General features: G+C 66.6%; 18 protein-coding genes, 1 tRNA gene and 4 pseudogenes. 11 read left to right on the top strand and 12 right to left on the bottom strand.

Annotated elements, in window-relative coordinates; translation table 11 throughout:
* Positions 1–102: 102 nt before the first annotated feature.
* From KVT44_RS27765 to KVT44_RS27775, 3 genes and pseudogenes are all read left to right on the top strand, one after another.
* The gene (locus KVT44_RS27765) at positions 103–2,310 is read left to right on the top strand and encodes a hypothetical protein (RefSeq protein WP_217569473.1); all 2,208 of its coding nucleotides are present in this window, start codon (positions 103–105) and stop codon (positions 2,308–2,310) included.
* Between the two features lie 507 nt (positions 2,311–2,817).
* Positions 2,818–3,612 (top strand): annotated as a pseudogene (locus KVT44_RS27770) (tyrosine-type recombinase/integrase); the annotation flags it as partial.
* Positions 3,613–4,242: 630 nt separating this feature from the next.
* A complete protein-coding gene (locus KVT44_RS27775; protein ID WP_217569477.1) occupies positions 4,243–5,115 on the top strand; it encodes a hypothetical protein in 873 nt (290 codons plus the stop codon).
* A gap of 133 nt (positions 5,116–5,248) precedes the next feature.
* Here the strand turns inward: KVT44_RS27775 and KVT44_RS27780 are convergent.
* A tRNA-OTHER gene (locus KVT44_RS27780) sits at positions 5,249–5,362 on the bottom strand.
* Between the two features lie 898 nt (positions 5,363–6,260).
* Positions 6,261–6,575 carry a CPCC family cysteine-rich protein gene (locus KVT44_RS27785; protein WP_217569684.1) on the bottom strand — a complete coding sequence of 105 codons (315 nt, stop codon included), beginning with the start codon at positions 6,573–6,575 and terminating at the stop codon, positions 6,261–6,263.
* A gap of 1,083 nt (positions 6,576–7,658) precedes the next feature.
* Between KVT44_RS27785 and KVT44_RS27790 the strand changes: the two genes are divergently transcribed.
* Positions 7,659–7,862 carry a hypothetical protein gene (locus KVT44_RS27790; protein WP_217569479.1) on the top strand — a complete coding sequence of 68 codons (204 nt, stop codon included), beginning with the start codon at positions 7,659–7,661 and terminating at the stop codon, positions 7,860–7,862.
* A gap of 491 nt (positions 7,863–8,353) precedes the next feature.
* Entirely contained in the window at positions 8,354–9,247 is an 894-nt protein-coding gene (locus KVT44_RS27795; RefSeq protein ID WP_217569481.1) for a DUF1963 domain-containing protein, read from the top strand.
* A gap of 16 nt (positions 9,248–9,263) precedes the next feature.
* Here KVT44_RS27795 and KVT44_RS27800 read toward each other — a convergent pair whose 3' ends face one another.
* The 3 genes and pseudogenes from KVT44_RS27800 to KVT44_RS27815 all read right to left on the bottom strand — a co-directional run bounded on the left by KVT44_RS27800 (position 9,264) and on the right by KVT44_RS27815 (position 11,652).
* The gene (locus KVT44_RS27800) at positions 9,264–9,785 is read right to left on the bottom strand and encodes a transposase (RefSeq protein ID WP_254649979.1); all 522 of its coding nucleotides are present in this window, start codon (positions 9,783–9,785) and stop codon (positions 9,264–9,266) included.
* Positions 9,782–10,322 (bottom strand): annotated as a pseudogene (locus KVT44_RS58375) (winged helix-turn-helix domain-containing protein). The gene KVT44_RS27800 and the pseudogene KVT44_RS58375 overlap by 4 nt, the downstream one beginning before the upstream one ends.
* An 826-nt stretch (positions 10,323–11,148) precedes the next feature.
* Complete coding sequence (locus KVT44_RS27815) at positions 11,149–11,652, bottom strand: hypothetical protein (protein WP_143687722.1); 504 nt, start codon at positions 11,650–11,652, stop codon at positions 11,149–11,151.
* Between the two features lie 317 nt (positions 11,653–11,969).
* Here KVT44_RS27815 and KVT44_RS27820 point away from each other — a divergent pair, with 317 nt between their 5' ends.
* Positions 11,970–12,140, top strand: coding sequence for a hypothetical protein (locus KVT44_RS27820; RefSeq protein ID WP_217569489.1), 171 nt, complete (start codon positions 11,970–11,972; stop codon positions 12,138–12,140).
* A 119-nt stretch (positions 12,141–12,259) separates the two neighbouring features.
* On the opposite strand, the gene KVT44_RS27825 is transcribed toward KVT44_RS27820, so the two are convergent.
* The 4 genes and pseudogenes from KVT44_RS27825 to KVT44_RS27835 form a co-directional block, all read right to left on the bottom strand.
* On the bottom strand, positions 12,260–13,279 hold the full coding sequence (locus tag KVT44_RS27825; RefSeq protein WP_217569490.1) for a Gfo/Idh/MocA family protein: 1,020 nt from the start codon (positions 13,277–13,279) through the stop codon (positions 12,260–12,262).
* Positions 13,279–14,280 carry a Gfo/Idh/MocA family oxidoreductase gene (locus KVT44_RS27830; protein ID WP_217569492.1) on the bottom strand — a complete coding sequence of 334 codons (1,002 nt, stop codon included), beginning with the start codon at positions 14,278–14,280 and terminating at the stop codon, positions 13,279–13,281. The genes KVT44_RS27825 and KVT44_RS27830 overlap by 1 nt, the downstream gene beginning before the upstream one ends.
* 173 nt (positions 14,281–14,453) lie before the next feature.
* Positions 14,454–14,546: pseudogene (locus KVT44_RS58380) on the bottom strand (short-chain dehydrogenase); the annotation flags it as partial.
* Between the two features lie 16 nt (positions 14,547–14,562).
* A complete protein-coding gene (locus tag KVT44_RS27835) occupies positions 14,563–15,741 on the bottom strand; it encodes a phytanoyl-CoA dioxygenase family protein (RefSeq protein ID WP_217569494.1) in 1,179 nt (392 codons plus the stop codon).
* 108 nt (positions 15,742–15,849) lie between these two features.
* On the opposite strand from KVT44_RS27835, the gene KVT44_RS27840 reads away from it, so the two are divergent.
* From KVT44_RS27840 to KVT44_RS27850, 3 genes are all read left to right on the top strand, one after another.
* Positions 15,850–16,896, top strand: coding sequence for a LacI family DNA-binding transcriptional regulator (locus tag KVT44_RS27840; RefSeq protein ID WP_217569686.1), 1,047 nt, complete (start codon positions 15,850–15,852; stop codon positions 16,894–16,896).
* 166 nt (positions 16,897–17,062) lie between these two features.
* The gene (locus KVT44_RS27845; protein ID WP_217569496.1) at positions 17,063–17,821 is read left to right on the top strand and encodes a PIG-L deacetylase family protein; all 759 of its coding nucleotides are present in this window, start codon (positions 17,063–17,065) and stop codon (positions 17,819–17,821) included.
* Between the two features lie 237 nt (positions 17,822–18,058).
* Entirely contained in the window at positions 18,059–19,438 is a 1,380-nt protein-coding gene (locus tag KVT44_RS27850) for a multicopper oxidase family protein (RefSeq protein WP_217569498.1), read from the top strand.
* 25 nt (positions 19,439–19,463) lie between these two features.
* Here KVT44_RS27850 and KVT44_RS27855 read toward each other — a convergent pair.
* Positions 19,464–20,227, bottom strand: a pseudogene (locus KVT44_RS27855) (thioesterase family protein).
* On the opposite strand from KVT44_RS27855, the gene KVT44_RS60615 reads away from it, so the two are divergent.
* A complete protein-coding gene (locus KVT44_RS60615; RefSeq protein ID WP_308314135.1) occupies positions 20,132–20,341 on the top strand; it encodes a hypothetical protein in 210 nt (69 codons plus the stop codon). The pseudogene KVT44_RS27855 and the gene KVT44_RS60615 sit on opposite strands and share 96 nt — an antisense overlap.
* Here KVT44_RS60615 and KVT44_RS27860 read toward each other — a convergent pair.
* Together KVT44_RS27860 and KVT44_RS27865 are read right to left on the bottom strand one after the other, a co-directional pair.
* The gene (locus KVT44_RS27860; protein WP_067360524.1) at positions 20,328–20,654 is read right to left on the bottom strand and encodes a branched-chain amino acid transporter permease; all 327 of its coding nucleotides are present in this window, start codon (positions 20,652–20,654) and stop codon (positions 20,328–20,330) included. The genes KVT44_RS60615 and KVT44_RS27860 overlap by 14 nt on opposite strands.
* Complete coding sequence (locus KVT44_RS27865) at positions 20,647–21,414, bottom strand: AzlC family ABC transporter permease (RefSeq protein ID WP_217569501.1); 768 nt, start codon at positions 21,412–21,414, stop codon at positions 20,647–20,649. Before KVT44_RS27865 ends, KVT44_RS27860 begins: the two co-directional genes overlap by 8 nt.
* Positions 21,415–21,493: 79 nt before the next feature.
* On the opposite strand from KVT44_RS27865, the gene KVT44_RS27870 reads away from it, so the two are divergent.
* A complete protein-coding gene (locus tag KVT44_RS27870; protein ID WP_099919210.1) occupies positions 21,494–21,931 on the top strand; it encodes an Lrp/AsnC family transcriptional regulator in 438 nt (145 codons plus the stop codon).
* Positions 21,932–21,987: the final 56 nt, after the last annotated feature.

Below are 21,987 nucleotides of genomic sequence, written 5' to 3' on the forward strand. Positions count from 1 at the left end.
CCCGGGAGGACGTTTTGACGTAGAGGACCGTAGTGGTGCCACTACTCTATGCACAGGAATGGTGGGCTGACGCGACGGCCACACGACCTCTGGAGGGGGCCAATGCACCGCGACCGCTTCGAGCTTGCCCTTAAGCAACTGAGTGCTCACGACGGCGCACTGTTCGAACAACTCGCTTCAGCTTTCGCCGTTCTGGAATTCGGTGAACTCCGCACCGTCGCTTCAGTTGGGGGAGACGGAGGCAGGGACGCGCGTCTCTTTTCTCCAGTGGATGACGATACGGTCATTTTTCAGTACTCAGTGACTGTAGATTTTGCTGGAAAGATCCTCAGGACGGCGGAAAGGCTGAAGAAAACTGCGCCTGACGCGAGGGAATTGGTCTACGTGACCAACCAAGAGGTCGGGACAAAGGTTGACGAAGTAAAAAGAAGATTGAGGAAAGAGTACAAACTATCTCTGGATGTCTGGGATAGGGCGTGGTTCCTGGACCGGGTGAACATGCACCCGCAGACCGAAGAGGCTGCCGAATCGCTAGCTAGGATAAAGGTGGACCCGCTAGCCGCTTCAGCGCTCGGCGTGAGTTCCACTTTGCCATCGCTTTCCTCCGCTGAAGAGCAGGAAGCGGCTCTGTTTCTGGAGCTTACTTTCGGCGACGAAGACCGGCACAAGGGTCTCACGAAGGTTGGTTTTGAATCCCTGGTTAGAGCAGCATTGCGAGATACTGACTCGGACAACCGGGTCACGCGGGAAGTTGTTCACGAACGCGTCTCCAATATGCTGCCTCGCGGGCGCGAGTACGGCGATCTTGTCGACGGCGCCCTCAGGCGTTTGACGAAGGGGGCCGTCCGACACTGGTCACGGTCTGACGAATTCTGCCTTTCTCATGACGCATCTTTGCTCCTCAAGGACCGAATGACCTCTTACACCTTGATTCAACAGAAATTCAGGGATGAGGTTCAGGATCGAGTGGTCGAAATGGCGACTGCGGAGAATGAAACTCTGTCGACTGCCGAAACGGTTGCGGCCTGCGGTCTCGTGGAAGCGGCTTTGGATAGGATCCTCCTCGAGCGAGGAAAATCATTCGCAGATGCGCTCGTTGCTTCAAGGATTTCTGACTATCAATCTGAGAGTCTTGAGCCGCTTATCGATCGCGCGATGCGTGACACAGAAAAATCGCCGTCGAAGAAGGCTAGGCAAATAGTTTCCTATGTGATCTCTTCGATAGTAAATAACTCCTTCGGCGTGACTCGCGATTACATGCGGGGCCGACTTGAGTCCTATACTCTCTTCTCTCTCTTGCAGGCCACCCCTGATGTGCAGAAGACTGTGATAAAGCTGTTCAGCGGAGGGGTAATCTGGCTTGACGCCAACCTAATTCTTCCAGTGTTGGCAGAAGAATTGGCCGACGACGAGAATAGGGCATTCACGCGCCTGCTGGAGGCCGCACGTGACTGTGGTATTTCCCTGCGTGTGACCAGTGGAATTGTGGAGGAGGTCGCTTCGCATATGCGCCGATCGCTGGCGTATGCGCGTGTCGCAGGGCAGGGTAAGCGCTGGGACGGAGACGTTCCTTTCCTGGCTGCAGCTCACGCCGCGGGTGGTAGGGAAACGGCAGCGCTAGGTAGCTGGCTAGAGAACTTTCGCGGCGGTGAACAGCCGTTGGAAGACGTAGCCGATTACTTGAGCGAGGTTCACGGGATTCGAGTCCAGGAGCTAAATGATGAGGCTGCTACGGCCGATATTGAGCTCCGCGGTGCCGTTCAAGAGATCTGGTATGAAGCTCGGGAGCGAAGATTGAACAAGTTCGCTCCTGCGACAATCCAGATTCTCGTAAATCACGATGTCGAATGCTATCTAGGCATCGTGCAAAGAAGGAAGAAAGAGAATAAGAGCCCACTGGGATTCAATTCGTGGTGGCTCACTCTTGATGGTACGGCCTTCAAAGTCAATGAACTGTTGAGGGGGAGACTTTCTGGCGATCCACCGCTGTCGCCCGTAATGAGCCCGGACTTCTTGTTGCGATACTTGGAGATCGGCCCTGCACGGGCTCAGATCTCCAAGGATATGCGCAGCGAGCTACCGGTTATGCTGGACGTCTCATTTCTGGAAGGCGTGTCTCCCCACATAATGCAAGTGGTGGAGCAGGTGCGAGAGGAACACGGCAATCTACCTGGACGTGTTCTTCGGAGGAAAATCAGAGACACGGTCAATCGGCTCAAGTCTGCTAGGGGGAGAATTGCAGGCGGCGGAGTCGCTCTGGTTGAACAGGAAGTCCTGGAAAGTATCGTCTCGTCCAATGGTCAAGAATAGAAGTTGAGTGCAAAACGGTTACGATAGGTCGGCAGAGCGGCTTTGGGCTGGAGCTGCTTTGGGGCGAGTGATCATGGCCCCGTAAGCTTCCGGCGAGTCGGGCAGTCTGTGGACCTGCCCGTTAAAGCACGACGTTGGGGCCATGATCTTAGAGGCTCGCCCCAAAGTGGCTGCCTAAAGCCGTGGAGCCGACCGCCCCAGCCACAGAGGGTTTCTCCCTACGTCGTGCCCGCTGCCGCTAGCGCGCCGCCGGGCGCGGCCAGCCGGGGCGAAGACAGGAGGCAGGCCGCGCCGCAGAGGCGGCGCGCGCCCGCGCTTGCGCGGGCACTTGATGAAGTAGGGAAAGTTCTACCGCGCCCTTGGCGATCAGCAGTGTCTTGTCTCGGTTGATGGTTGACGTTGTGGCTTCACCTGATGCTTGACACCGCTTGCCTCGGCTTGGCTGTGTGCGTCTGATTCGGCGCGTGCGGGAGGGCCGGGGCCGTGCTGGTGGAGTTGAGCGTGGTCGATGTCCGGCGCTTCCTTGCCAAGCTGGAGCAGCAGACCACGTCGGCTACGGCGAAGGAGACCCACAAGGTCCTGCGTACGGCTCTGTCGGCCGCCTGCCGCGAGGAGCTGATCGCCAGGAACGTCGTCACCCTCGTCGACGCGCCTCGGGTCGAGTCCCGCAGCCTCGATCCCTGGAGCCTGGACGAGACGCTCGCCTTCCTCACCGCGGCTCGGACTGATCCGCTCTACCCGGCGTTCGTGCTCTCCATCGCGCTCGGCCTCCGTCGTGGGGAGGTCATCGGACTCCGGTGGCAGGACGTCGACCTCGACAAGCGCGAGATCAGGATCCGCAAGCAGCGGCAACGGGTCGGAGGGGAGGCATACGAGGACGATCCCAAGGGCCGACGTCGTAGGCAGGTGCTGCCGCTGCCAGCCATCTGCGTGGCGCCTCTGAGGTATCAGCGCATGCGGCAAACGGCGATGCGGGAGCGTGCGGGTGATCGCTGGGAAGAGAGTGGCCACGTCTTCACCACGCGAACGGGACGGCCCATCGAGCCGCGTAACGTCTACCGCTCCTTCACTCGGGTCGCCAAGAACGCGGACCTACGGGTCATCCGACTGCATGACGCTCGGCACGGCTGCGCGACCCTGCTCACCGCGGCCGGGGTGGCGCCACGCGTCGTCATGGAGATCCTCGGGCACAGCCAGATCGCCGTCACGATGAACGTCTACACCCACGTGGTCCAGGACACGCAGCGCGAGGCGGTCAGCCACATGGACCGGCTGCTCACGAGGCGCCTACAGCGCGAGTAGTCCCGGCGCTGATGTCAGATCCGGATGTCAAAGACCCCCAGCCATGATCGGCTGCGGGTCTTTTGCCTGGTGGGCGCGGACGGTTTCGAACCGCCGACATCCGCCTTGTAAGGGCGGGTGTGAGGGACGGCCCTGGCGCGCAGGTCACTTCGGCTTTGGAGGGTCCGCAGGTCACCGACACATCTCAGCTGAGGCGAACCGCTGTTGACCGTGGTTGACCGCCCCGTCTGGCACGGTTGTGGCATGCGACCTCTTGGTCCCGAACTCTCGGCTGGGTGGTCATTGAGATCTCGTGGGCTGGCCAGATGGCCGTTGGGGGCCATCGGCGGTCGGCTGGGGTCGTGGTGGTTGCTGTACTTCGCTGCGGTACCACAGCGCTCAGCGCACGGGCGGCGCTCGGTGCCTCACACCTGCGCTCCCTACTCACCGCCGACTGGGCGTCGGGGCGATGCCCTCTAGCGGGGGGTGCCCAATACTGCGAAACTGCCGGGGCAAGGCGCGCACGGGAGCCAATCATCAGCTGAAATAGCGGGGGCCATGATGATGTCTGCGCCCAGGCCAGGTTCAGGTAGAGATCGAACACTGCTCGTAGAATTCAGGCGTGTTCTCACCAGGGTCAAGCCAGTCCTCGTGAAATCTTCCCTCGCTGTCGCGGCTGCTTTGGGAGTTGCAGCAGAGGTGGTAGACCCTTTGGGAGATTTCCTGAAACGAAGTAATTTCCTTGGGGGTTCTTTCGTTGCGCTTGTTGCCCTCATAATTTTTGATGCCGTGAGTGACCCGGGAGCTACCCTTGACGATGACGGAGTATATCTCCTATCTGAAGTGGAGGAATTGCGAGACTATATACAGCATGCCTTCGAGTCGAAAGAAGTGCGAATCGATTTCTCAGGCTTCACCATGGAAACGCTTCTAATGGCCCTACGGCCAGCCTTGACGGGCCTCGGAGAAAATAGGGCCAAGAACCGAGTTCTTAGGATCAGGGTGGCAGTGGCTCATTTGGATGCGCCAATGAATCTTCCGAGTCGTTTGGTCCCGGGAACAAACACGAATGGCTCACCGGCACAGTCCCAGCGCTTTGAGGATTCTCCGGTCGTGCGAGAGAGGGTGAAGGGGATAAAAGAGGGGAATGCGCGATGGCTGCGGCAGTTGATTGACCGCGCACAGCAAACGAACCCGCAGCTGAGGATACAGTGCGAGATACGCGAATCTCCAGTGGGTCCGGCGTTCAAACTCTTTGTAATCAACGATGAAATTGCACTACTTGGCCTATATGGCATCGATGACGTGGAAGTCTTCCATGGTGGAGGGCAGTTGCGGATGTTGGATCCTTATGCGTTTCGCCCCGCCGGCGGTGGCTTGTATCTATTGGGCTGGGGGCGTCGCTCGAGATCGAAAAGTATTCGTAAGATTTTCGAGCACTACTCTGAATGGTTTGAAAGCCTCTGGGGAATATTGGAGTATGTGTCGCCAACCTCACGCACTCCGGGGCCCGCTTCTGAGTAGGCTCGGCAGAGAACAGAGTTGGGGGCCCGGCCTCATCTGGTGGCTGAGGTCCGCCTCGATACGGTGTCGTCCGCGCTGGTAGGTAGATGTCAGAGGCCCCGGACTGGGATCGGGCCGGGGCCTTTTTGCTGGGTGCCCCCGGCAGGATTCGAACCTGCGGCACCCGCTTTAGGAGCGAGGTTGGGCGATTGCAGGCGTGACCTGCGGATTCCCTGCCTTGGGTAGAGGCTGGCGGTACCTCCCTGGCGAACCCCGGTTCCCCGTGAGTCCCTGTGCGTTCTGGCACGAGAGTGGCACGACCCGGGGACCGTGCCACAGCTCCTCGATGCGAACTACGGGCACGATGGGTCGCTGAGGTCTCCGGACCTGATCACGGGGGTTGCAGGGGTTCGGGATGTTCGCCTGCGGTCGCCACGGTTGCTGTACTTCGCTGCTGTACTGCAACGCCTCCGGAGGCAGTCGTCTAGCCGCCGCCTGACGATCGATGGCGGGGAGCGCTCCAGAGGCCCAGACGTTGGAGACGGCGCTGCCTGTAGCGCTCTCCCAAGGCCGTCATCCCGAAGACAGTCCCTATAGCTGCGCCGAAGCCTCCCGCGATCAACACTTCACCCCACGATCCATGATCCCCGAGTGTGACCGCCGCGCCGAGGATCGCGATCGGTACCCCGGTGCATACACCGATGCCGATTGGATGGCGAGCGGAGAAGCGCTGGGATCGAGTCGGTGGCTGCTGTCCGCCCAGCATCCGGTCTATGGACCAGAAGGCGCGCTTGAGATTGTCCTGGAGGGCGGGCACGGTGCGGAGTCTAGGCTCAGCTCAATGACTCAGCCAAGCGTCGAAGCAGCCGGGACTAGAGCGCCAGTCCGTTAGCCCGCACAGGTGATCATTCGTAAGAGCCTGAAGGGCATTGAGATGAGTTTGGGTTGATTGTCGGGTTCGGAGGAAGTGCTCTGGAATCCGTCGCCTCAGAGGTAAACACCCAGGTCAAACAGTCTGCTCCCCGCGCCCGCGGGGATGTTCCCGCGCCAGTCATGGTGTGGTCCGGCCACAGAACCTGCTCCCCGCGCCCGCGGGGATGTTCCCAGTTCCCCGCTGTTCCCCGCTCGATCTGGTGCGCGTGTGGTGCGGCTCAAGCTCGGGGAGTTCAGGACCCCGAGTAGAGGGTGCCGATTCCGTAGGGTGTGCCGCTGTCAGGGTGCTCTTCTGGCAGCGGAGCGCGAGCGAACTGGGCACTGCGCTCGTCGCACGCGCCGAACACGTGGAAGTTCCGACGAGCTTGGCGCAGGCTGAGGCCGCGATTGGGGCCGCCGTGCACCTCGCTGGCGTCGTGCTCGTCCTGGCCGTCGTCCTCCCAGCGGCAGACGGTGCAGATCTCGAAGACTCCACGCTCGGCCAGGGTGATGAAGCCGCAGCAGGGACAGCGGTACGGCCCGCGCTCGGCGCTTCCGCGAACCACCATGAAGGTCACGTCTGCATCCTGATCCGCTGACACCGCACGATCAAGGGCTCTTGACTCCGGTGTGCACGCTTTCCAAGTCTGTTGTTGCCGCGGAGGGCTGTGTACGACGCTGTTCACCTGCGTTCGCGCCGGGTCAGCGGCACAGCCGGTGCTGGCTCCGGTCCCGCCCTGAACCCTCGTGAACGGCGCTGAATGAGACGGAAACTGAGACGGGGGCTCCGATGGAACGAGTAGAGGCTGAGCTGTTCACCGATGGTGGCAACGACGTGGTGCGCCTCCCGGGATGCAACTTGCCCGGAGTCCTGATCCAGACGGACACCTGCGGCCTCGGCTGGTTGCTCGAATTCCGTCGACGATGAGTCCCGCAAGTCCAGCCAGGAAACAGATCGCCCCTATGGCCAGGCCCAACCGCAGCAGTGGCGGCCGGCCACCACCCAACGCGCGGGCGCCGGCCCAGACCGCTCCAGCCGTAAGCCCGAGACCCTGCAACCACCATCGATCTTCCTTGGTGTTCGTCATGTCCTCCCCCAGCCTCATACGCGATGATCCCCCTCGCCCCCAGCCACCCAAGCCCGTCCGCCGTCGACCCACACACCGTGGAGCGGGCGTGGTTCAGGGCGTCAAGGTGGAGCGCGCCACTGTACGAACGACCTTGACGCCCTGGGCTGCGACTGCTCGGCTCTGCCTGGGTCGACGGCGGACGGGATGGGAGCACCCCGCGCACGCCACTACGGACCCGAGGGCGGAAACGGCGCCCCCCTCCATCCCGGTGCTGGCCGATCCCGCGCCGGAGGCATTGCCTTGACCGTGGCCCGCATCATGCGGTGATCGACACAACCGGGAAGATGGCAGACCCGCGCAGCCCAGCGGCCCATGCGCCGGCGCTCACTCCGGCGACTGGGTGCGTCCGGATCGGCGCGGACAATCCGATCCCACTGCATCGCTCCTCGCACTGCGCGCTCACCACGCGCCGCCGCCAATAGGATCTAATGGGCAGGCGCACGCGGAGTAGACGAATACTTATCCTCACTGGTCGAAACTCCGCCTTGGATTCGAGCGGCCCTCAACCCCGGATGGTTCTGCATGACTTCTGCCTCCCCTCATCTCGATCCTGCCCTGCCCGCACAGGACACGGCGGGCTCGCGAGCTGCGCCGCAGCACAGCGATCTCTTTCTCCAGCCGCGCTACACCGTCGACCTGCCGCCGCTGGACGAGGAGGAAGACACCTTCTCCCCGCCCTCGCCCCGGCTCGCACAAAAGCGGCGCGGAGCCACCCGAGGTCGTTGACCGCGGACAGTCCCGTGCGCGAAGCCTCGGCGCTTTCCGCGAACGGGGTGGTCAAGTCGGTACCGTGCCAGCTCCGCAACCGGCCCGCTCCAGCGAGGACCTGGCAGCGCCATCCGTCCCTCTCCAGACCTCGGCCTATCTCGTGAGACGGGCCGTGTGCGATCCAGCGAGGGCGCTCAGGCTCGCGTCGGCCTCGCGGAGGTGGACCAGCGTTGAGTGCCGCCAACGAGGAAGCGGTGCCGCCACATCATCAAGACCTCTTGGCGGGTCATTGAGCTTTTCAGAGTGGCCACTGATCGAGTGATGGCTGAGCCGAAGCACGCTACTGAACTTGAACTCGTGATGTCGGGTGTTGTCAGGGCCGACCGCGCGCTGCCCCGTGACCGAGAACGGGGCCTGCTGCTGGATCCGACGGACCGTGCGGCTACTCTCAGCCCACCGCGGCCTCGGCCGTGGCCAAGCCAACGCTTTGGTCTGTGAGGAGCACTCCGATGGCTCGCACCACCCCGCCACGTCCGCTCGATGTCGAGACGCTGTTCCCTGAGGTGGCCAGCTATCGGAAGACGGCCGTTCGCCTGCATCCGCGCCTCGGCGATCCGAGCGCGCGGGAAAGCTCGCTCGGCGGACCGGTGCTCTGGCCGCTCTCGGAGCCCTGGCCCCACTGCGAGGACGACCACCCGCGCACGGCGTTCTCCCCTCCCGCCCAGGGACCGATCCCGCTCGTCCCGGTCCTCCAGCTCTTCGCGGCCGACGTGCCTGGCCTGGCCTTCCCCAGCGCCACCGATCTGCTGCAGGTGCTGTGGTGCCCCTTCGATCACGAGGACGGTTACGTTCCCCGCCCCGAGATCTATTGGCGAGACGGCTCCCTGAGCGACCTGCAGCCGGCCAACCGACCCCGCCCGACCGGCGCTGACAACGACTACCTTCCGGACCCGTGCGTCCTGCACCCTGAGCGTGTCACCGACTACCCCAACTGGGACCTCCCGGACGAGGTCGCCGACGCGCTCGAAGCCAGGTTCGAACAGCTGGAGGAGGAAACCGGCTGGTCTTACTGGTCCCACCTCTCCGTGTCGGACGGCGTCAAGGTCGGCGGGTATCCGACGTGGACGCAGGAGCCCAACTGGCCGACGTGCCCGACATGCCGTGTGCGCATGGAGCATCTCCTGACGATCAGCAGCAACGAGTTCGATGGCGAGAGTTGGCGCACGTGGCTGCCCATCGAGGACACCCCGGCCATGGGAACCATCTGGGACCTTCCATACGAACAACGCACCGAGATCCAATGCCCCCCTGGGCTCATGCTCGGCGACATGGGCGGCATCTACCTGTTCGAATGCACCAGCTGCTCCGACAGGCCCTTCGCCTACCGCTCAGATTGTTCTTGACTGCGCGCTGCTTCGATCAATGGGCCATACCGGTGCCCGCGAGGCAGCCGTCGATCACTTCGGGGCGGTACTGCAGCATCTTGAGCTTGCGCTTCACGGCCCGGGTGATCTGACCGAGGTCGGCCGCGGCGAGATTGCCGATGTCGCGCTTGACCAGCGACCACACGCCATCCTGCGGGTTGAGGTCCGGGACATAGGTGGGCAGCTGGAACACGGTGAGCCACGCGGCGTTCGCGGCGATGAACTCCCGCATGCCAGCCGTCAGGTGCAGGCGGACGTTGTCCCAGACCAGCACGATCGGGCCGCCGAGTTGGATACGGGCACGGACGATCAGGTCGCGGAACTCGCGCCAGCCGAAGCCCTTCGGCTCGTCCCTGCGGCCCCGGTACTCGCGAATCGCGTAGATCAGCCGGGACCGCTCGCCCGGCTTGTAGCAGGCCATGCCCGCCATCGACACCCGCCCGGAGCCCCGGCCCCTCACCCTCACGACCGGGGTCTGGCTGATCCGGCCCCAGGTCCTGGCACGCGGCGGAGTCATCGACTGCCCGGCCTCGTCCTCGAAGACGATCCAGGCCCCGCGCTCCGCCGCGGTGCTCTTACCCGCGGCCAGGTCTCCTTCCTCCACACCTCGACCGCGTCGTCATCGCGCTCGATCGCCCGCCGGGCGGGCTGCTGCCAGCTCCAGCGGCGCCGCTTCAGCAGCCGCCAGGTGCCCTCGACCGTGTTAGGAGACATGGAACAGTCGGCCGATCAGCGTCTTGATCCGTGCCAGCGTCCACCGCTGGTCCGCCCAGCCGTGAGCCAGCGGACCGCGCTCCAACTCACGCTCCAGCCTGGCGATCTGAACTTCACTGAGCCGAGGTCTTCCCAGCGACGCCTTCGATAGGACTCCTGCCTCGCCAAGCTCGCGCCAGGCCCGGCGCCACCGCTCCACCGATCGCACGCTGACACGCAGGGCAGTGGCAATCTCCGCGTTCTTCCGCCCGCCCTCGAAACGTTCCACGGCCTGGAGCGGTAACCGCTCCCGCGTGGTTCTCTCTGTGTCGGTCAGCCCGCCGCCCTGCGCGTACCTCACACCCCAGGGCTACCGGTGCAGACAACCAGCTGTCAGCCGAACGGCACCGACATCACCCAATCAAGTTCAGTAGCAAGGCCATTCATTGGCGCGTCCGCTCCGCGTACGCGCCGGACAATGCCGTCAGAGATCTTGATTTCCACGTTTTCCCCTTCGTTGGATCCTTGCGGTTCCGGGGGTCGCCTCCCCCAGGACTTCAATAAATAATGGAAGATGGGGGGAGTGGAACCCCTGTTGCACCCGATGTTGCGTACAGGGCTGCGTTCTGACGTTGCGTTTGAGGTTGCGTGGTCACACGGCCGGCCTCCATGAAACCGCAGCTCAGAAGCCTAGTCCCATGTGGTCGGCCTGCTGACATCACCTCTACGCCACCCACGACCGCCACGAACACCAGGAGGAAGGGAAAGGGAGGTGGGGCGGGAGCTCGGGCGGCGGGCGAGGGGATCGGGCCCCGTTCTGTCTTCTCACGCGCGACGGCGGGGCCGCGCGCGAGGGCCGGGCAGGCGATGCTGCCCTCGGGTCGCGTCCGCTCGAATGGTGTATCGACGGCCACTCGGTGATCTCATCTTGAGGCTACGCGGTGAGTTCGGTGGGCAGGATGGGGTACCTCCGAAATACCCCTGCGGGCCCGGGGACGACACGGCGCCGTGCTCGCCGATCCACCGCGTGAACGCGAGCTACCCCCGAAGGAGGCCTGAGGCCGTCGTCGCACCTGCCGCCCGCTGAGGGCAACCGACGAATTGGGGCTCCCCAGGTGGCGGAATACGTCGCTGGACGTCGCCCCTGCCCGATGGGCCCTGCGCCAGCTTCGGGCGCGCAGCCCCTTCTACGCCGAGGCCCCCGCAGGCAACCGCCTGGAGTTCCTCCAGCCGCGGTAAGCGGTCAAGGTCACCTTGGCGAACAAGCCCGCGAAGGCGAGCGGGATCAGCGGGGAGAGCGCGCGGCCCAGCCGGTTCCAGCCGCCCTGATCCACTGGCACCCAAGACCCCCACGGCTCCTTGGCCACTTCCAGGGGCGCGCCGAAGACGGGCTCGGAGGAGAAACCGGTCGCCGTGATCCAGCGTTTCACGCCGCCAGAGGTCTGCGCCGGATCCACGAAGCCCCTGCAATCGAGGTCGGGATGACCGCCGCCCCGGGATGTCGTGGCCGGCGCGGACGCTTCGCAGTCCGTGACCCGCATGGTCAGCTGATGCCTGACCAGCCCCAAGCGCCCGACGGCCGAGACGGTCATGTAGACGGCGACACCGAAGAGGGAAAGGGCGATCACACCGCAGAGGACAGTCCCGAAGACCTGCTTCCACCCCATGCGCACCGTAGTCTGCTTGGTCACCGTGCGATTGTACGAACCCACCGCTGGGACAGCGCCCCCTACGCCTTCCGGGGCCTCCCAGCCGCCGGGACAGCGGCCATCAAGTACGCGGGATCCCTCTTCCGGGAAGTTACAAACCCGCAGGTCACCGAATTCCGTCGGTGGTCCGCTGAACCGGCGAGCCGCCCGATACATCACGGGGTGCCCACAGCCTGGGTGACGCTCCCGCCCGGCACCACCGTCGTCGGTCATTCGGCCAACTGCGCCCCGTGGCAGGAGAACAACCCGACCGCCGAGGCGAAGGGACCGTACGTCTGGACCCTGCCGGGGGCATCATCGTGCCCAAGGGGCAAGTCACCGACTTCTCCTTGACCGTCCGGGTCGACGACGTGGTCACGCACGCCAAGGGCGGCGTCCAACTGGTCTGGGGCCTGGACCCGGCCGACTTCCACCGGCCCGCTTTCGATCCGAACAGCCGCAACGACTCCGCCGTCCTCGCCGTGAACTGAGCGCATCGGCGCGCGAGGCACCACAGAATCGGCGGCATGGTAGGCCGCCGGCGAACGACGGGCCCGGAACGGGAGAGGGCGGTGCCGGACCGGTACCGCCCTCTCCCGTTCGCTCTTCGTCATGCCGTGGCCGGCAGGACCGTACGTGGCCGTACCGGGAACCCGGCCGCCCGGTAGGAGTCGTCGATGAGCCGCATCGTGGTCAGCGCGTCGTCGGCGTCGAGTGTCAGCGGCGTCCCGCGCCGCAGGTGGGCGGCGAAGGCCTCGAGTTGGTAGGTGTACGAGGACCGGCGGCCGAGTTCCTCGGTGCGCTCACCGGCGGCCGTACGGACGACGACCCGGTCGTCCAGATGCGGCTGTACGAAGTTCACCGCCGTGGCTTCGCCGCGCGAGCCCACGACGCGGCAGCTCATCTGCCATGTGTGGTGGGCCATGTGGCAGCGGGCGCTGCCCGTGGCGCCGCCCGGGAACTCCAGATCGACGTCCAGCCACTCGTCGACTCCCGCCGCCTGAGCCTTCTCACCGCCGCGCGCGGCGACCAGCCGGGGCGCCCCACCTGCCCACGGCGCGAGCATGCGCTGGGCGTGCAGGCTGTAGCACCCGAGGTCCATCAACGCGCCACCCGCCAACGGGAGTTGCCACCGTACGTCGTCGTCCGGTGGTGCGGGCATGGCGACCGTCGTCTCGACGTGCCGGAGGTCGCCCAACTCCCCGCTGTCCAGCAGCTCGTGCAGGCGCCGGGTGACCGGGTGGAACAGGTAGTGGAAGCCCTCCATGAACACCGTGCCCGCCTTGGCGACGGCCTCGTGGACCTCGGCCGCCTCCGCCGTGTTGCTCGCGGACGGCTTCTCGGTGAGGACGTGCTTGCCGGCCTGGAGGGCGGCCAGGTTCCACGGCCCGTGCAGACTGTTGGCCAACGGGTTGTAGACGACCTCGATCTCCGGGTCGGTGACGAGCGAGGCGTAGGAGTCCGCCACCCGCTCCACGCCGTGCCTGGCGGCGAAGGCCTCGGCCCGGTCGCGGTCGCGGGCGGCCACCGCGACCAGGCGGTGGCCGGTCGCCCGGGCCGGTCCCACGATCGACAGCTCGGCGATCCGGGCCGCGCCCAGGACTCCGATCCGCAGGGGTTCGTCCGTCATCACTTGCCCACCTCGTCGAGTCGTACGGGCCGGTGTTCACGCAGGGACAGGGTGCACGCCTCGGCGATCAAGCTCGCCTCGACGGCGTCCGCGACCGTGCAGGGGGAGGTACGGATGCCGGCGACGACTTCGGTGAACGCGGTGAGTTCGGCGCGGTAGGCGTCGGCGAACCGGTCCATGAAGAAGGTGTGCGGCGTTCCGGCCGGGAAGGTGGTGCCCGGTTCGACGGAGCGCAGCGGCAGCCTGTCCTCCAGGCCCACCGCGATGCTGTCCTTCATGCCGTGCAGCTCCAGGCGCACGTCGTGACCGCGGGCGTTGTGGCGGGAGTTGGAGATGACGGCGAGGGTGCCGTCATCCAGGGTGAGCAGGGCGGACGCCGTGTCGACGTCGCCCGCCTCACGGATGTACTCCGCGCCGCGGTTGCCGCCGGTCGCGTAGACCTCGACCACCTCGCGGCCGGTCACCCAGCGCACGATGTCGAAGTCGTGCACGCCGCAGTCGCGGAAGATGCCGCCGGAGACCGCCACGTAGGCGGGTGGCGGCGGGGCGGGGTCGAAGGTGGTGGACCGTACGGTGTGCAGGTCGCCGAGCTCACCGCTCAGCACGGCCCGGCGCGCGGCCGCGCAGCCCGCGTCGAAGCGTCTGTTGTAGCCGATGTGCACCTCGACCTCGCTGCCCTCCACCGCGCGCAGCACCTCCAGGCTCTCCTCGACCCCGCGGGCCACGGGCTTCTCGCAGAAGACGGGGATGCCCGCCTTCACGGCGGCGAGGATGAGGTCGGGGTGCGCGTCGGTCGCGGCGGCGATCACGACGCCGTCGACGCCGGCGGCGAGCAGGGCCTCGGGAGAGTCGGTGGCGATGGCCCCGAAGCGTTCGGTGGCCGTGGCGACGGCCGCGGCCACCGGGTCGGTGACCACCAGGGAGTCCACCCCGTCCAGCCCGGCGAGGGTCTCCGCATGGAAGGAGCCGATGCGGCCCAGCCCCATGATTCCTATGCGCATGAGATGCGTGCTCCTTCTGCCCGAGGGCGGCTCGGTCCTGGCCGCCGAAGACGATCTGGTCCCAGCGGTGGGCGGCGTTCGCGCGTCCGGCCGGCGAGAGCGGCCTTGGCCGCGGAGTACGGCGCCGGGCGGGGCGGCCCGCCGTGGGTGTGGTGGGAGCCGATGCCGGCGGTCGCGCCTTCCCCTGCGGCGGCCCGCACGATGCCCGCGCCGACGCTCTGGCTGCCGCCGTTCCCGAGGACGACCTTGTCCTCGAGAAGTCGCATCAGTGCCGTGTCGCTCTCAGCTCTGGCGGCGCTTGGCGCCCGCCTGCAGTTCCTGGCGCAGCCGCTCGGGGTCCCACTCCTCGGCGACGGCCAGCCGGACGGTGTCCGCCTGGGAGGGCGGGGCGAGACCGTCCACCGGCGGGTCGAGGTCGAGGTTGGTGGGGAAGGGGTAGCCCTCGGCGGTGGCCGCGATCACGCGGCGCAGCCAGTCCTCCGAGACGCCCTCGGACTTACGGCGCAGCAGCACCGGGAACAGCGCGTTCGCCATCGCCTCGCGGTCCACCGACTCCATGGCGCGGCCGAAGGCGGAGGAGATCTGCAACAGATTGGCCATGCGCCTGATGTCGGCCGAACGGTTGTGCCCGGCGGCGTGGAAGAGCGCCGGGTTGAAGAAGACCGCGTCGCCCTTCTCCAGGGGGAGTTGGACGTGGTGGGCGTCGAAGTACCGGACGAACCGCGGGAGTCGCCAGGCGAGATAGCCGGGCTCGAATTTCTGCGAGTGCGGCAGGTAGAGGGTCGGGCCGGACTCGACGGGCATGTCGCAGTGGGCCACAGCGCCCTGCAGGGTCAGCACCGGCGAGAGCCGGTGGACGTGCGCAGGGTAGGCCGCGGCGCGCTCCTGGGAGAGGAAGCCGAGGTGGTAGTCGCGGTGGACGTTCTGTGCCGCGCCGCCGGGGTTGACCACGTTGACCTGCGAGGTGACCTGGTAGGCGGGGCCGAGCCAGGCCTCGGCGATCAGCTCCAGGATGTCGTTGGCGTAGTAGTCGGCGAACACCTCGGGCGCCCGTACGGCCACCTTGTCCAGGGCGTTCCAGACGCGGTCGTTCGCGCCGGGCGCGGCGAAGTGGTCACCGCGGGCCGTGCCGCTCGCGCGCTCCTCCTCGATCAGCGCGCGGAAGGCCTCGGACGCCGCGTCCACCACGGCCGCGTCCGGGAAAGCGCCCTTGAGGACCACGATGCCGGGCCCGTCCGACAGAGCCCGGACCAACTCGTCCTGCACGTTCCGACGGCCCTCCGGGGAGATCGCCAGAGAGCGGAGCCGATCGCTGTCGTAGAGCGGGACGTTCTGTTCGACCCGCTCGGCCGAAAGGTGGTCGGCGGGGTCGGTGCGCTGCTCCACGAGCGAGCGGAACGCGTCGAGATCGCAGTCCGCCTCGGTCAGCCAAGTCCGTGCTCCTGCGGCTGTGGGAGACATCCGGGTCCTTTCGCAGTCCGTGCGTTTCTGCCAGTCTTGAGAACCTCAATCCATCATTCAATGCTTGTCGGTACATCAAAAGTGCATCATCGGCTCTTGGGATCAGTCATGCGACACCGCTACCCGATCAGGGAAATCGCCCGGCAGGCCGGACTGAGTACGGCCACGGTCGACCGCGTCCTCAACGAGCGGGGCAACGTGACGGAGAGCACCGTCAGAGAGGTGCACGAAGCCATCAAGGACCTGGACCGCCAGCAGAGCCAGGTCCGGCTCGGTGGCCGCACCTTCATGATCGACATCGTGATGCAGACTCCGGAGCGGTTCTCCACCGCGGTACGGGACGCACTCGAAGCCGAACTGCCCTCTCTGCATCCCGCTCTCGTACGTTCGCGCTTCCATTTCCGCGAGACCTGCTCTCCCGCCGAACTGATCGGCACCCTGGACAAGATCGCGAAGCGTGGTACGCAGGGCGTGGTCCTCAAGGCCCCCGACGAGCCGGAGATCGCGGTCGCGGTCGGTCGGCTGGTCGCGGCCGGCATCCCCGTCGTCACCCTGGTGACCGATCTGCCCCACAGCGCACGCCTGGCGTACGTCGGCATCGACAACCGCGCGGCCGGGGCCACTGCCGCCTACCTCCTCGGACAGTGGCTGGGCAAGCGGCCCGGCAACGTGCTCACCACCATCAGCCGGGGCTCCTTCCGGGGCGAGGAGGAACGCGAGATGGGCTTCCGCAGCGCGATGCGCCTCGCCCACCCCAGACGATCCCTGGTGGAGGTCACCGACAGCGACGGCCTGGACGCCACCCAGCACGATCTCGTCCTGGAGGCACTGAAGCGGGACGAGGACATCATCGCCGTCTACTCCGCGGGCGGGGGCAACCTCGCCACCCTCGACGCCTTCGACGTGCTCGGGCGGGAGTGCGAGGCGTTCATCGCCCACGACCTCGACCACGACAACACCCGCCTGCTGCGCGAGCGTCGCCTGTCCGCGGTCCTCCACCATGACCTGCGCCAGGACATGCGCCGCGCCTGCCAGATCATCATGCGCGCCCACAAGGCACTCCCCGACGACGGACCGTCGCTGCCCTCGGCCATCCAGGTGGTCACGCCGTTCAACATGCCACCGGGTGCTCCGTCCGTGCCGGTCGCCGACTGACACCGAAAGGTTCGACGCCGCCCCGCGGTTCTCGCGACCGGACCTCAACCGGGCCGCACACGCCGCGACTCGGGAGTCGCCCGCGTTCCGGCAGGCCGGAGGTCAACAGCGCGCCCCCCGGGGGACGTACGATCGGGCTTCCTTCGCGCCGGAAGGCGGTCTGTCCATGCCCGTGCCGAGCCTGCTCGCGGTTTTCGCGCACCCGGACGACGAGTCACTGTCGGCCGGCGGGGTGCTCGCCCGTCACGCAGCCGCGGGCGCGCGCACCGCGGTTGTCACGGCGACCTGGGCCGCGGACACCCCGCGGGCCGCGGAGTTGGCCGAGGCCCTGCGGATCCTCGGGGCCGGCGAACCGCGGATGCTCGGCTACGCCGATGCGCGGGTACCGCACTCGGCCCCGGGCTGTGTGCGGCTCTGCGAGGCGCCGCTCGACGAGGCGGTGCGGCGGTTGGTGACGCACATCCGCGAAGTCCGCCCGGACATCATGGTCACCCATGACGCCTACGGCGGGCTGCCCGGTCACCCGGACCACGTCCACACCCATCGGGTGACCGTGCTCGCTGCCCAAGCGGCAGGGCTTGGGCAGCTCTACCCGGATGCCGGTGCCCCCTGGCAGCCGCGTGCCCTCTACCTGGCCACGCACCCGCACTCGGCCGTACCGGCGCTGAGAGACGTGATCGGTGCGCGCAAGACGGTGTACAGCGTTCCGGACGAACAGGTCACCGCGACTGTCGATGTCGGCCCCTGGATGGAGCGGAAGATCGCCGCCGTACTGGCGCACCGCTCCGAGGTCGAGCGGGGAGCTCTGCCGGGGGTGATCGCCGGTCTTTCGCCGGAGGCACGGGAGCGGCTGTTCGCCACCGAGTGGTACATCCGCCACGCCCCCATTGCCGCGGCCCCGGCCCAGACGGAACTGACCGCCTGACCATGCGGCCCTGGGGAACGGGCTCGCTCTTCAAGGTGATGCCCGCCCCGTTCACTGGGGTCGTGACCGATTTCGCCTGATTTCCCGATGCATGATGGCAGCTCACGGCCGCCCGTCTTCCCTATGTGCAGTGCACGGGAGTTCAGCTTGTCCGCACATGCCCGCCGCACCCGGACCGTCATCGGATCCGCAGTTGCCGCACTCGCACTGGCTGCGGGGTGTACGACGCATACCGAGATGAGCGCACTGAGCCATCCGGAGCTGTCGACGGGTCCCCTGCAGAGCGTGTCCCCGTCGCCGGCCCTCACCGCGCGGGCAACGCAGGATCTGCGCGACCCCGCGCAGATCGTGAGCAGGAACGGACTGCTCAGGACCAGGATCGTCGTCGAACGCAGGAAGGTGCGCCTGGCGGGCCGCGATCTGTGGGCCCTGACGTACAACGGGATGTACATGCCACCCACGCTGCGTCTGCGGCCGGGGGACCGGATGGAGATCTCCTTCGAGAACAAGCTCGACCATCAGACGAATCTGCACGTCCATGGCATGCACGTCTCGCCCGCCGGCCATGCGGACAACGTCTTCCTCAAGGTCGAGCCAGGGAAGACGTTCACCTACGAGTATGCCTTCCCCAAGAGTCTGGAGCCGGGAACGTACTGGTACCACCCGCACCCGCACACGCTCTCCGCCCCCCAGACCGCCGGCGGCATGTCCGGCCTGATCGTGGCGGACGGCCTCGACAGGTATCTGCCCGCGCCGCTCCGCGGGATCACAGAACACGCCGTCGCGCTCAAGGACTTCCAACTCGTGGGCGACCAGATCAAGACCTCGCATCTCAAGATCGGTGCACCCACGACACGCACTGTCAACGGGCAGCTCAACCCACGGATCCGGATCAGGCCCGGCGAGACCCAGCTGTGGCGCCTCGCGAACATCGGGGCCAACATCTTCTACAAAGTGAGGCTGCCGGGCACCAAGTTCCACATCGTCGCCCAGGACGGCTACCCGGTGAACAGGGTCTACTCCGTCGACTCCATGGTCATCCCGGCCGGTGCCCGCTACGACGTGCTCGTACAGGGCCCGAAGGCCGGCGTGTCGGAACTGCGGACCCTTCCGTACAACTCCGGCAAGGCCGGAAACCAGTTCCCCGAGGCCACACTGGCCACGGTCCGGTCCGAGGGCGAACCGATGCGACCCGCGGTCTTGCCCACGGCCTTCGCCCCGGTGGACGACCTCGCGAAGGAGGCCGTGGCGGCACGCCAGACGGTCATCTTCACGGAGAACAAGGCGGGCACGCTCTTCTACATCAACCACAAGCAGTTCGACCACAACCGCATCGACTTCCGGGCCAAGCTCAACACCGTCCAAGAGTGGACGATCAAGAACGACAGCGACGAGGTCCACTCGTTCCACATCCACACCAACGACTTCCAGGTGATGAGCATCAACGGCGAGCCGCAGGTCAACTACGGCTTGCGGGACACCGTCGACGTCCCTCCACGCGGAAACATGGTCGTCCGTATCCGGTTCCTCGACTATCCGGGCAAGACGGTCCTGCACTGCCACGTCCTCAACCATGAGGACGCGGGGATGATGGCGGTACTCCAGATCGACAAGTAGCCGCCCCGACCTCGCTCGTCCGTGATCACCGGTCCGGAATGGGGCGGACGGTGAGGATCTGTTGTGCGTGTCCCACCGGGCCGTTGAGGTCGTGCAGGACGGTGCTGGTGAGGCCTTGGCCGGTGGGGCCGAAGGTGACCGTGGTGTCCAGGCCGGTCCAGTGGCCTTCGGGTTGGCGGTGGAGGTGGACCGTCAGGTCGACGTTGGGGTACATCCAGGCGGTGGGCGGCTGTCGTACGGCGATGCCGTTGGCGGTGTCGACGAGGGCGAGGTAGGACGCGAGCGTGCTGCTGGGCTCGTCGGCGACGAGGGCGTGGGCGGTGGAGATCCAGGCGGTGGTACGGCCCGCCTGGGGTGGTGCGAGCGGGCGGACGTCCAGGGAGGCGATGTATCCGCCGGGCACAGCGAGGCCATCGGCCACGGGGTGAGCGCCTGGGGAGGGGTGAGCCGGTCGTCGGGGCCCCCGGCGACGGCGGAGGTGTCGACGGTGGCGAGGAGCCAGGCACGGGCACGGACCACGGGCCGGTCGGCGATGAGCACGACGGCTTCGATCAACTCGATGGTGCGGCCCTGGCGGATGGTCTCCACCCGGATCTCGCACTCGTCGAGGGCGGGTCGGCCCAGGATGTCGTAGCTGATCCGGGCCAGGACCAGGCCGGTGTCCGGCCGCCCGGCCAGATGACGGTCGATGGCGTGGACGACGAGGCCGCCGAGCGGGCTGAAGTGCTGTTCGTCGGGGTCCCAGGCTCCGCCCGCGTGGGCGGTCGGCTTGTAGCGGTGCTCGTCGATGCGTTCGTAGTAGCTGTCGGGGACCGGGGTGCCGGTGTTCAACGGACGTTTCTCCTCGGGCGGTTCGCGGGGCTGTTCAAAGGGCTGATCACAGGGGTGATCACAGAGTATTGAGCAGGACGACGTAGACGGCGGTGCCGATGCCCACGCTCAGGATCGTGCGGCGGCCGAAGGCCAGGTGGACGCCGATGGTGACGGCGACCGCGAGCAGTGCGTACCCCGTTCCGTGCGGGTCGCGCGTGATCGTGCCGTGCAGGGCCGTCACCGCGAGGATCGCGAGGATGCCGACCGGCATCCACACGGACAGTTGCCGCACCAGCGCCGAGCCGCGCAGGGTGCGCAGTACCGCGAACGGCAGGGCGCGCAGGGCGAAGGTGAGAGCGAAGACGATCGCCAGGACGGTGATGAGATACGAGGTGCTAGGCATCGGTGGTCTCCTGGGCGGGTCGGCGAGTGGTGAGCGTGTGGCGCACCAGGAGCAGGCCGACGAACATCAGCAGCGCGGTGAACAGGGCGAGGCCCGGGGTCAGTACGAGCGCGAGCGCGGCGCCGGCACCGGCGAGCAGGACGGAGGGGAGTTCGCTGCGGGAGCGGAACGCGTCCAGGGTGAGCACCGTGAACAGGGCGCACAGGGCGAACTCCAGACCCTTGATCGGCGCGGGCAGCGCGGCGCCGAGAGCCACCCCGACCACACCGCCGCCGACCCAGTAGGTCTCGCAGGCGATCTGCATCGCCAGCAGCCGGGGCGCCGAGCGTTCAGCCTCGGGCAGGGAGGCGTTGACGGCGTATGCCTCGTCGATCATGGCGTAGACGGCGTAGGCCTTCGCGACCGGGTGCTTGACCAGGTGGAGGGGAAAGGAGAAGGCGTAGAAGACGTGCCGGAAGTTGACCACGAGGACGGTCAGCGCGACCGCGGCCAGTGGGGTGACGGTGGCCATCATGCCGACCAGCAGCAGCTCCAGGGAGCCGGCGAACGCGGCCAGGGACAGGGCGGGGGCGAGCCACCAGGGCAGGCCGGCCTGCATGATCAGCAGGCCGAGAGCGATACCCAGGGGGAAGATCCCGAGGCCTGCGGAGAAGGAGTCGCGGACTCCCAGGGTGATCTGCCGGCGCCGCTCGGCGGGAGCCCGAGCCGCGACCGGGGCGGGTTCCGGTGTGGCCGCGCGGGACGGAACGTCGTGGTGCATGTGTTTATCGTCCCGGAAAACACGCGCCATGTGGTTGCGAAGATTGCGCGCCCGGAGGTCTGGAGTGCAATCTTCTGACGTGGATGCGATCGATCTGGCAATCATTGCCGAGCTGGAGCGGGACGGGCGGCTCACCAACGTCGAGCTGGCGCAGCGGGTCGGGCTCACGACAGGGCCCTGCCTGCGGCGCGTGCAGCGGCTGGAGGCCGACGGTGTCATCCGCGGTTACCGGGCCGTCATCGACCCCGTTGCCGTGGGCCGCTCCTTCGAGGTGCTCATCGACCTCAGCCTCGAAGCCCAGGACGCGGAGACGGTCGAACGCTTCGAGCAGACCATGGCGCAGGCCGAGGAGGTCATCGAGCTGAGGAGGCTGTTCGGCAGCCCGGACTACTTCGTGCGCGTGGCGGTCGCGGACCTGTCCGCCTACGAGACCTTCCTCAGTGGGCACGTGATGACCATCCCGCGGATCAAGAACGTCACCTCACACTTCACGATGAAGGCGGTGAAGACGGCCTGACGGCCCGACGACCGGCCGTCCCGTCGGCCGTCCCACCGGCCGCCCCGCGACGGTGG

The sequence above is a fragment of the Streptomyces sp. GbtcB7 genome (assembly GCF_019091445.1).
GTDB classification, from domain to species: Bacteria; Actinomycetota; Actinomycetes; order Streptomycetales; family Streptomycetaceae; genus Streptomyces; species Streptomyces mirabilis.

Bases quoted from the DNA above. Each gene is read 5' to 3' on its own strand.
- KVT44_RS27785 (WP_217569684.1), bottom strand. From the start codon at position 6,575: ATGGTGGTTCGCGGAAGCGCCGAGCGCGGGCCGTACCGCTGTCCCTGC.
- KVT44_RS27790 (WP_217569479.1), top strand. From the start codon at position 7,659: ATGACTTCTGCCTCCCCTCATCTCGATCCTGCCCTGCCCGCACAGGAC.
- KVT44_RS27850 (WP_217569498.1), top strand. From the start codon at position 18,059: ATGAGCGCACTGAGCCATCCGGAGCTGTCGACGGGTCCCCTGCAGAGC.
- KVT44_RS27800 (WP_254649979.1), bottom strand. From the start codon at position 9,785: ATGACTCCGCCGCGTGCCAGGACCTGGGGCCGGATCAGCCAGACCCCG.
- KVT44_RS27845 (WP_217569496.1), top strand. From the start codon at position 17,063: ATGCCCGTGCCGAGCCTGCTCGCGGTTTTCGCGCACCCGGACGACGAG.
- KVT44_RS27860 (WP_067360524.1), bottom strand. From the start codon at position 20,654: ATGCCTAGCACCTCGTATCTCATCACCGTCCTGGCGATCGTCTTCGCT.
- KVT44_RS27830 (WP_217569492.1), bottom strand. From the start codon at position 14,280: ATGCGCATAGGAATCATGGGGCTGGGCCGCATCGGCTCCTTCCATGCG.
- KVT44_RS27840 (WP_217569686.1), top strand. From the start codon at position 15,850: ATGCGACACCGCTACCCGATCAGGGAAATCGCCCGGCAGGCCGGACTG.
- KVT44_RS27765 (WP_217569473.1), top strand. From the start codon at position 103: ATGCACCGCGACCGCTTCGAGCTTGCCCTTAAGCAACTGAGTGCTCAC.
- KVT44_RS27795 (WP_217569481.1), top strand. From the start codon at position 8,354: ATGGCTCGCACCACCCCGCCACGTCCGCTCGATGTCGAGACGCTGTTC.
- KVT44_RS27825 (WP_217569490.1), bottom strand. From the start codon at position 13,279: ATGACGGACGAACCCCTGCGGATCGGAGTCCTGGGCGCGGCCCGGATC.
- KVT44_RS27865 (WP_217569501.1), bottom strand. From the start codon at position 21,414: ATGCACCACGACGTTCCGTCCCGCGCGGCCACACCGGAACCCGCCCCG.
- KVT44_RS27835 (WP_217569494.1), bottom strand. From the start codon at position 15,741: ATGTCTCCCACAGCCGCAGGAGCACGGACTTGGCTGACCGAGGCGGAC.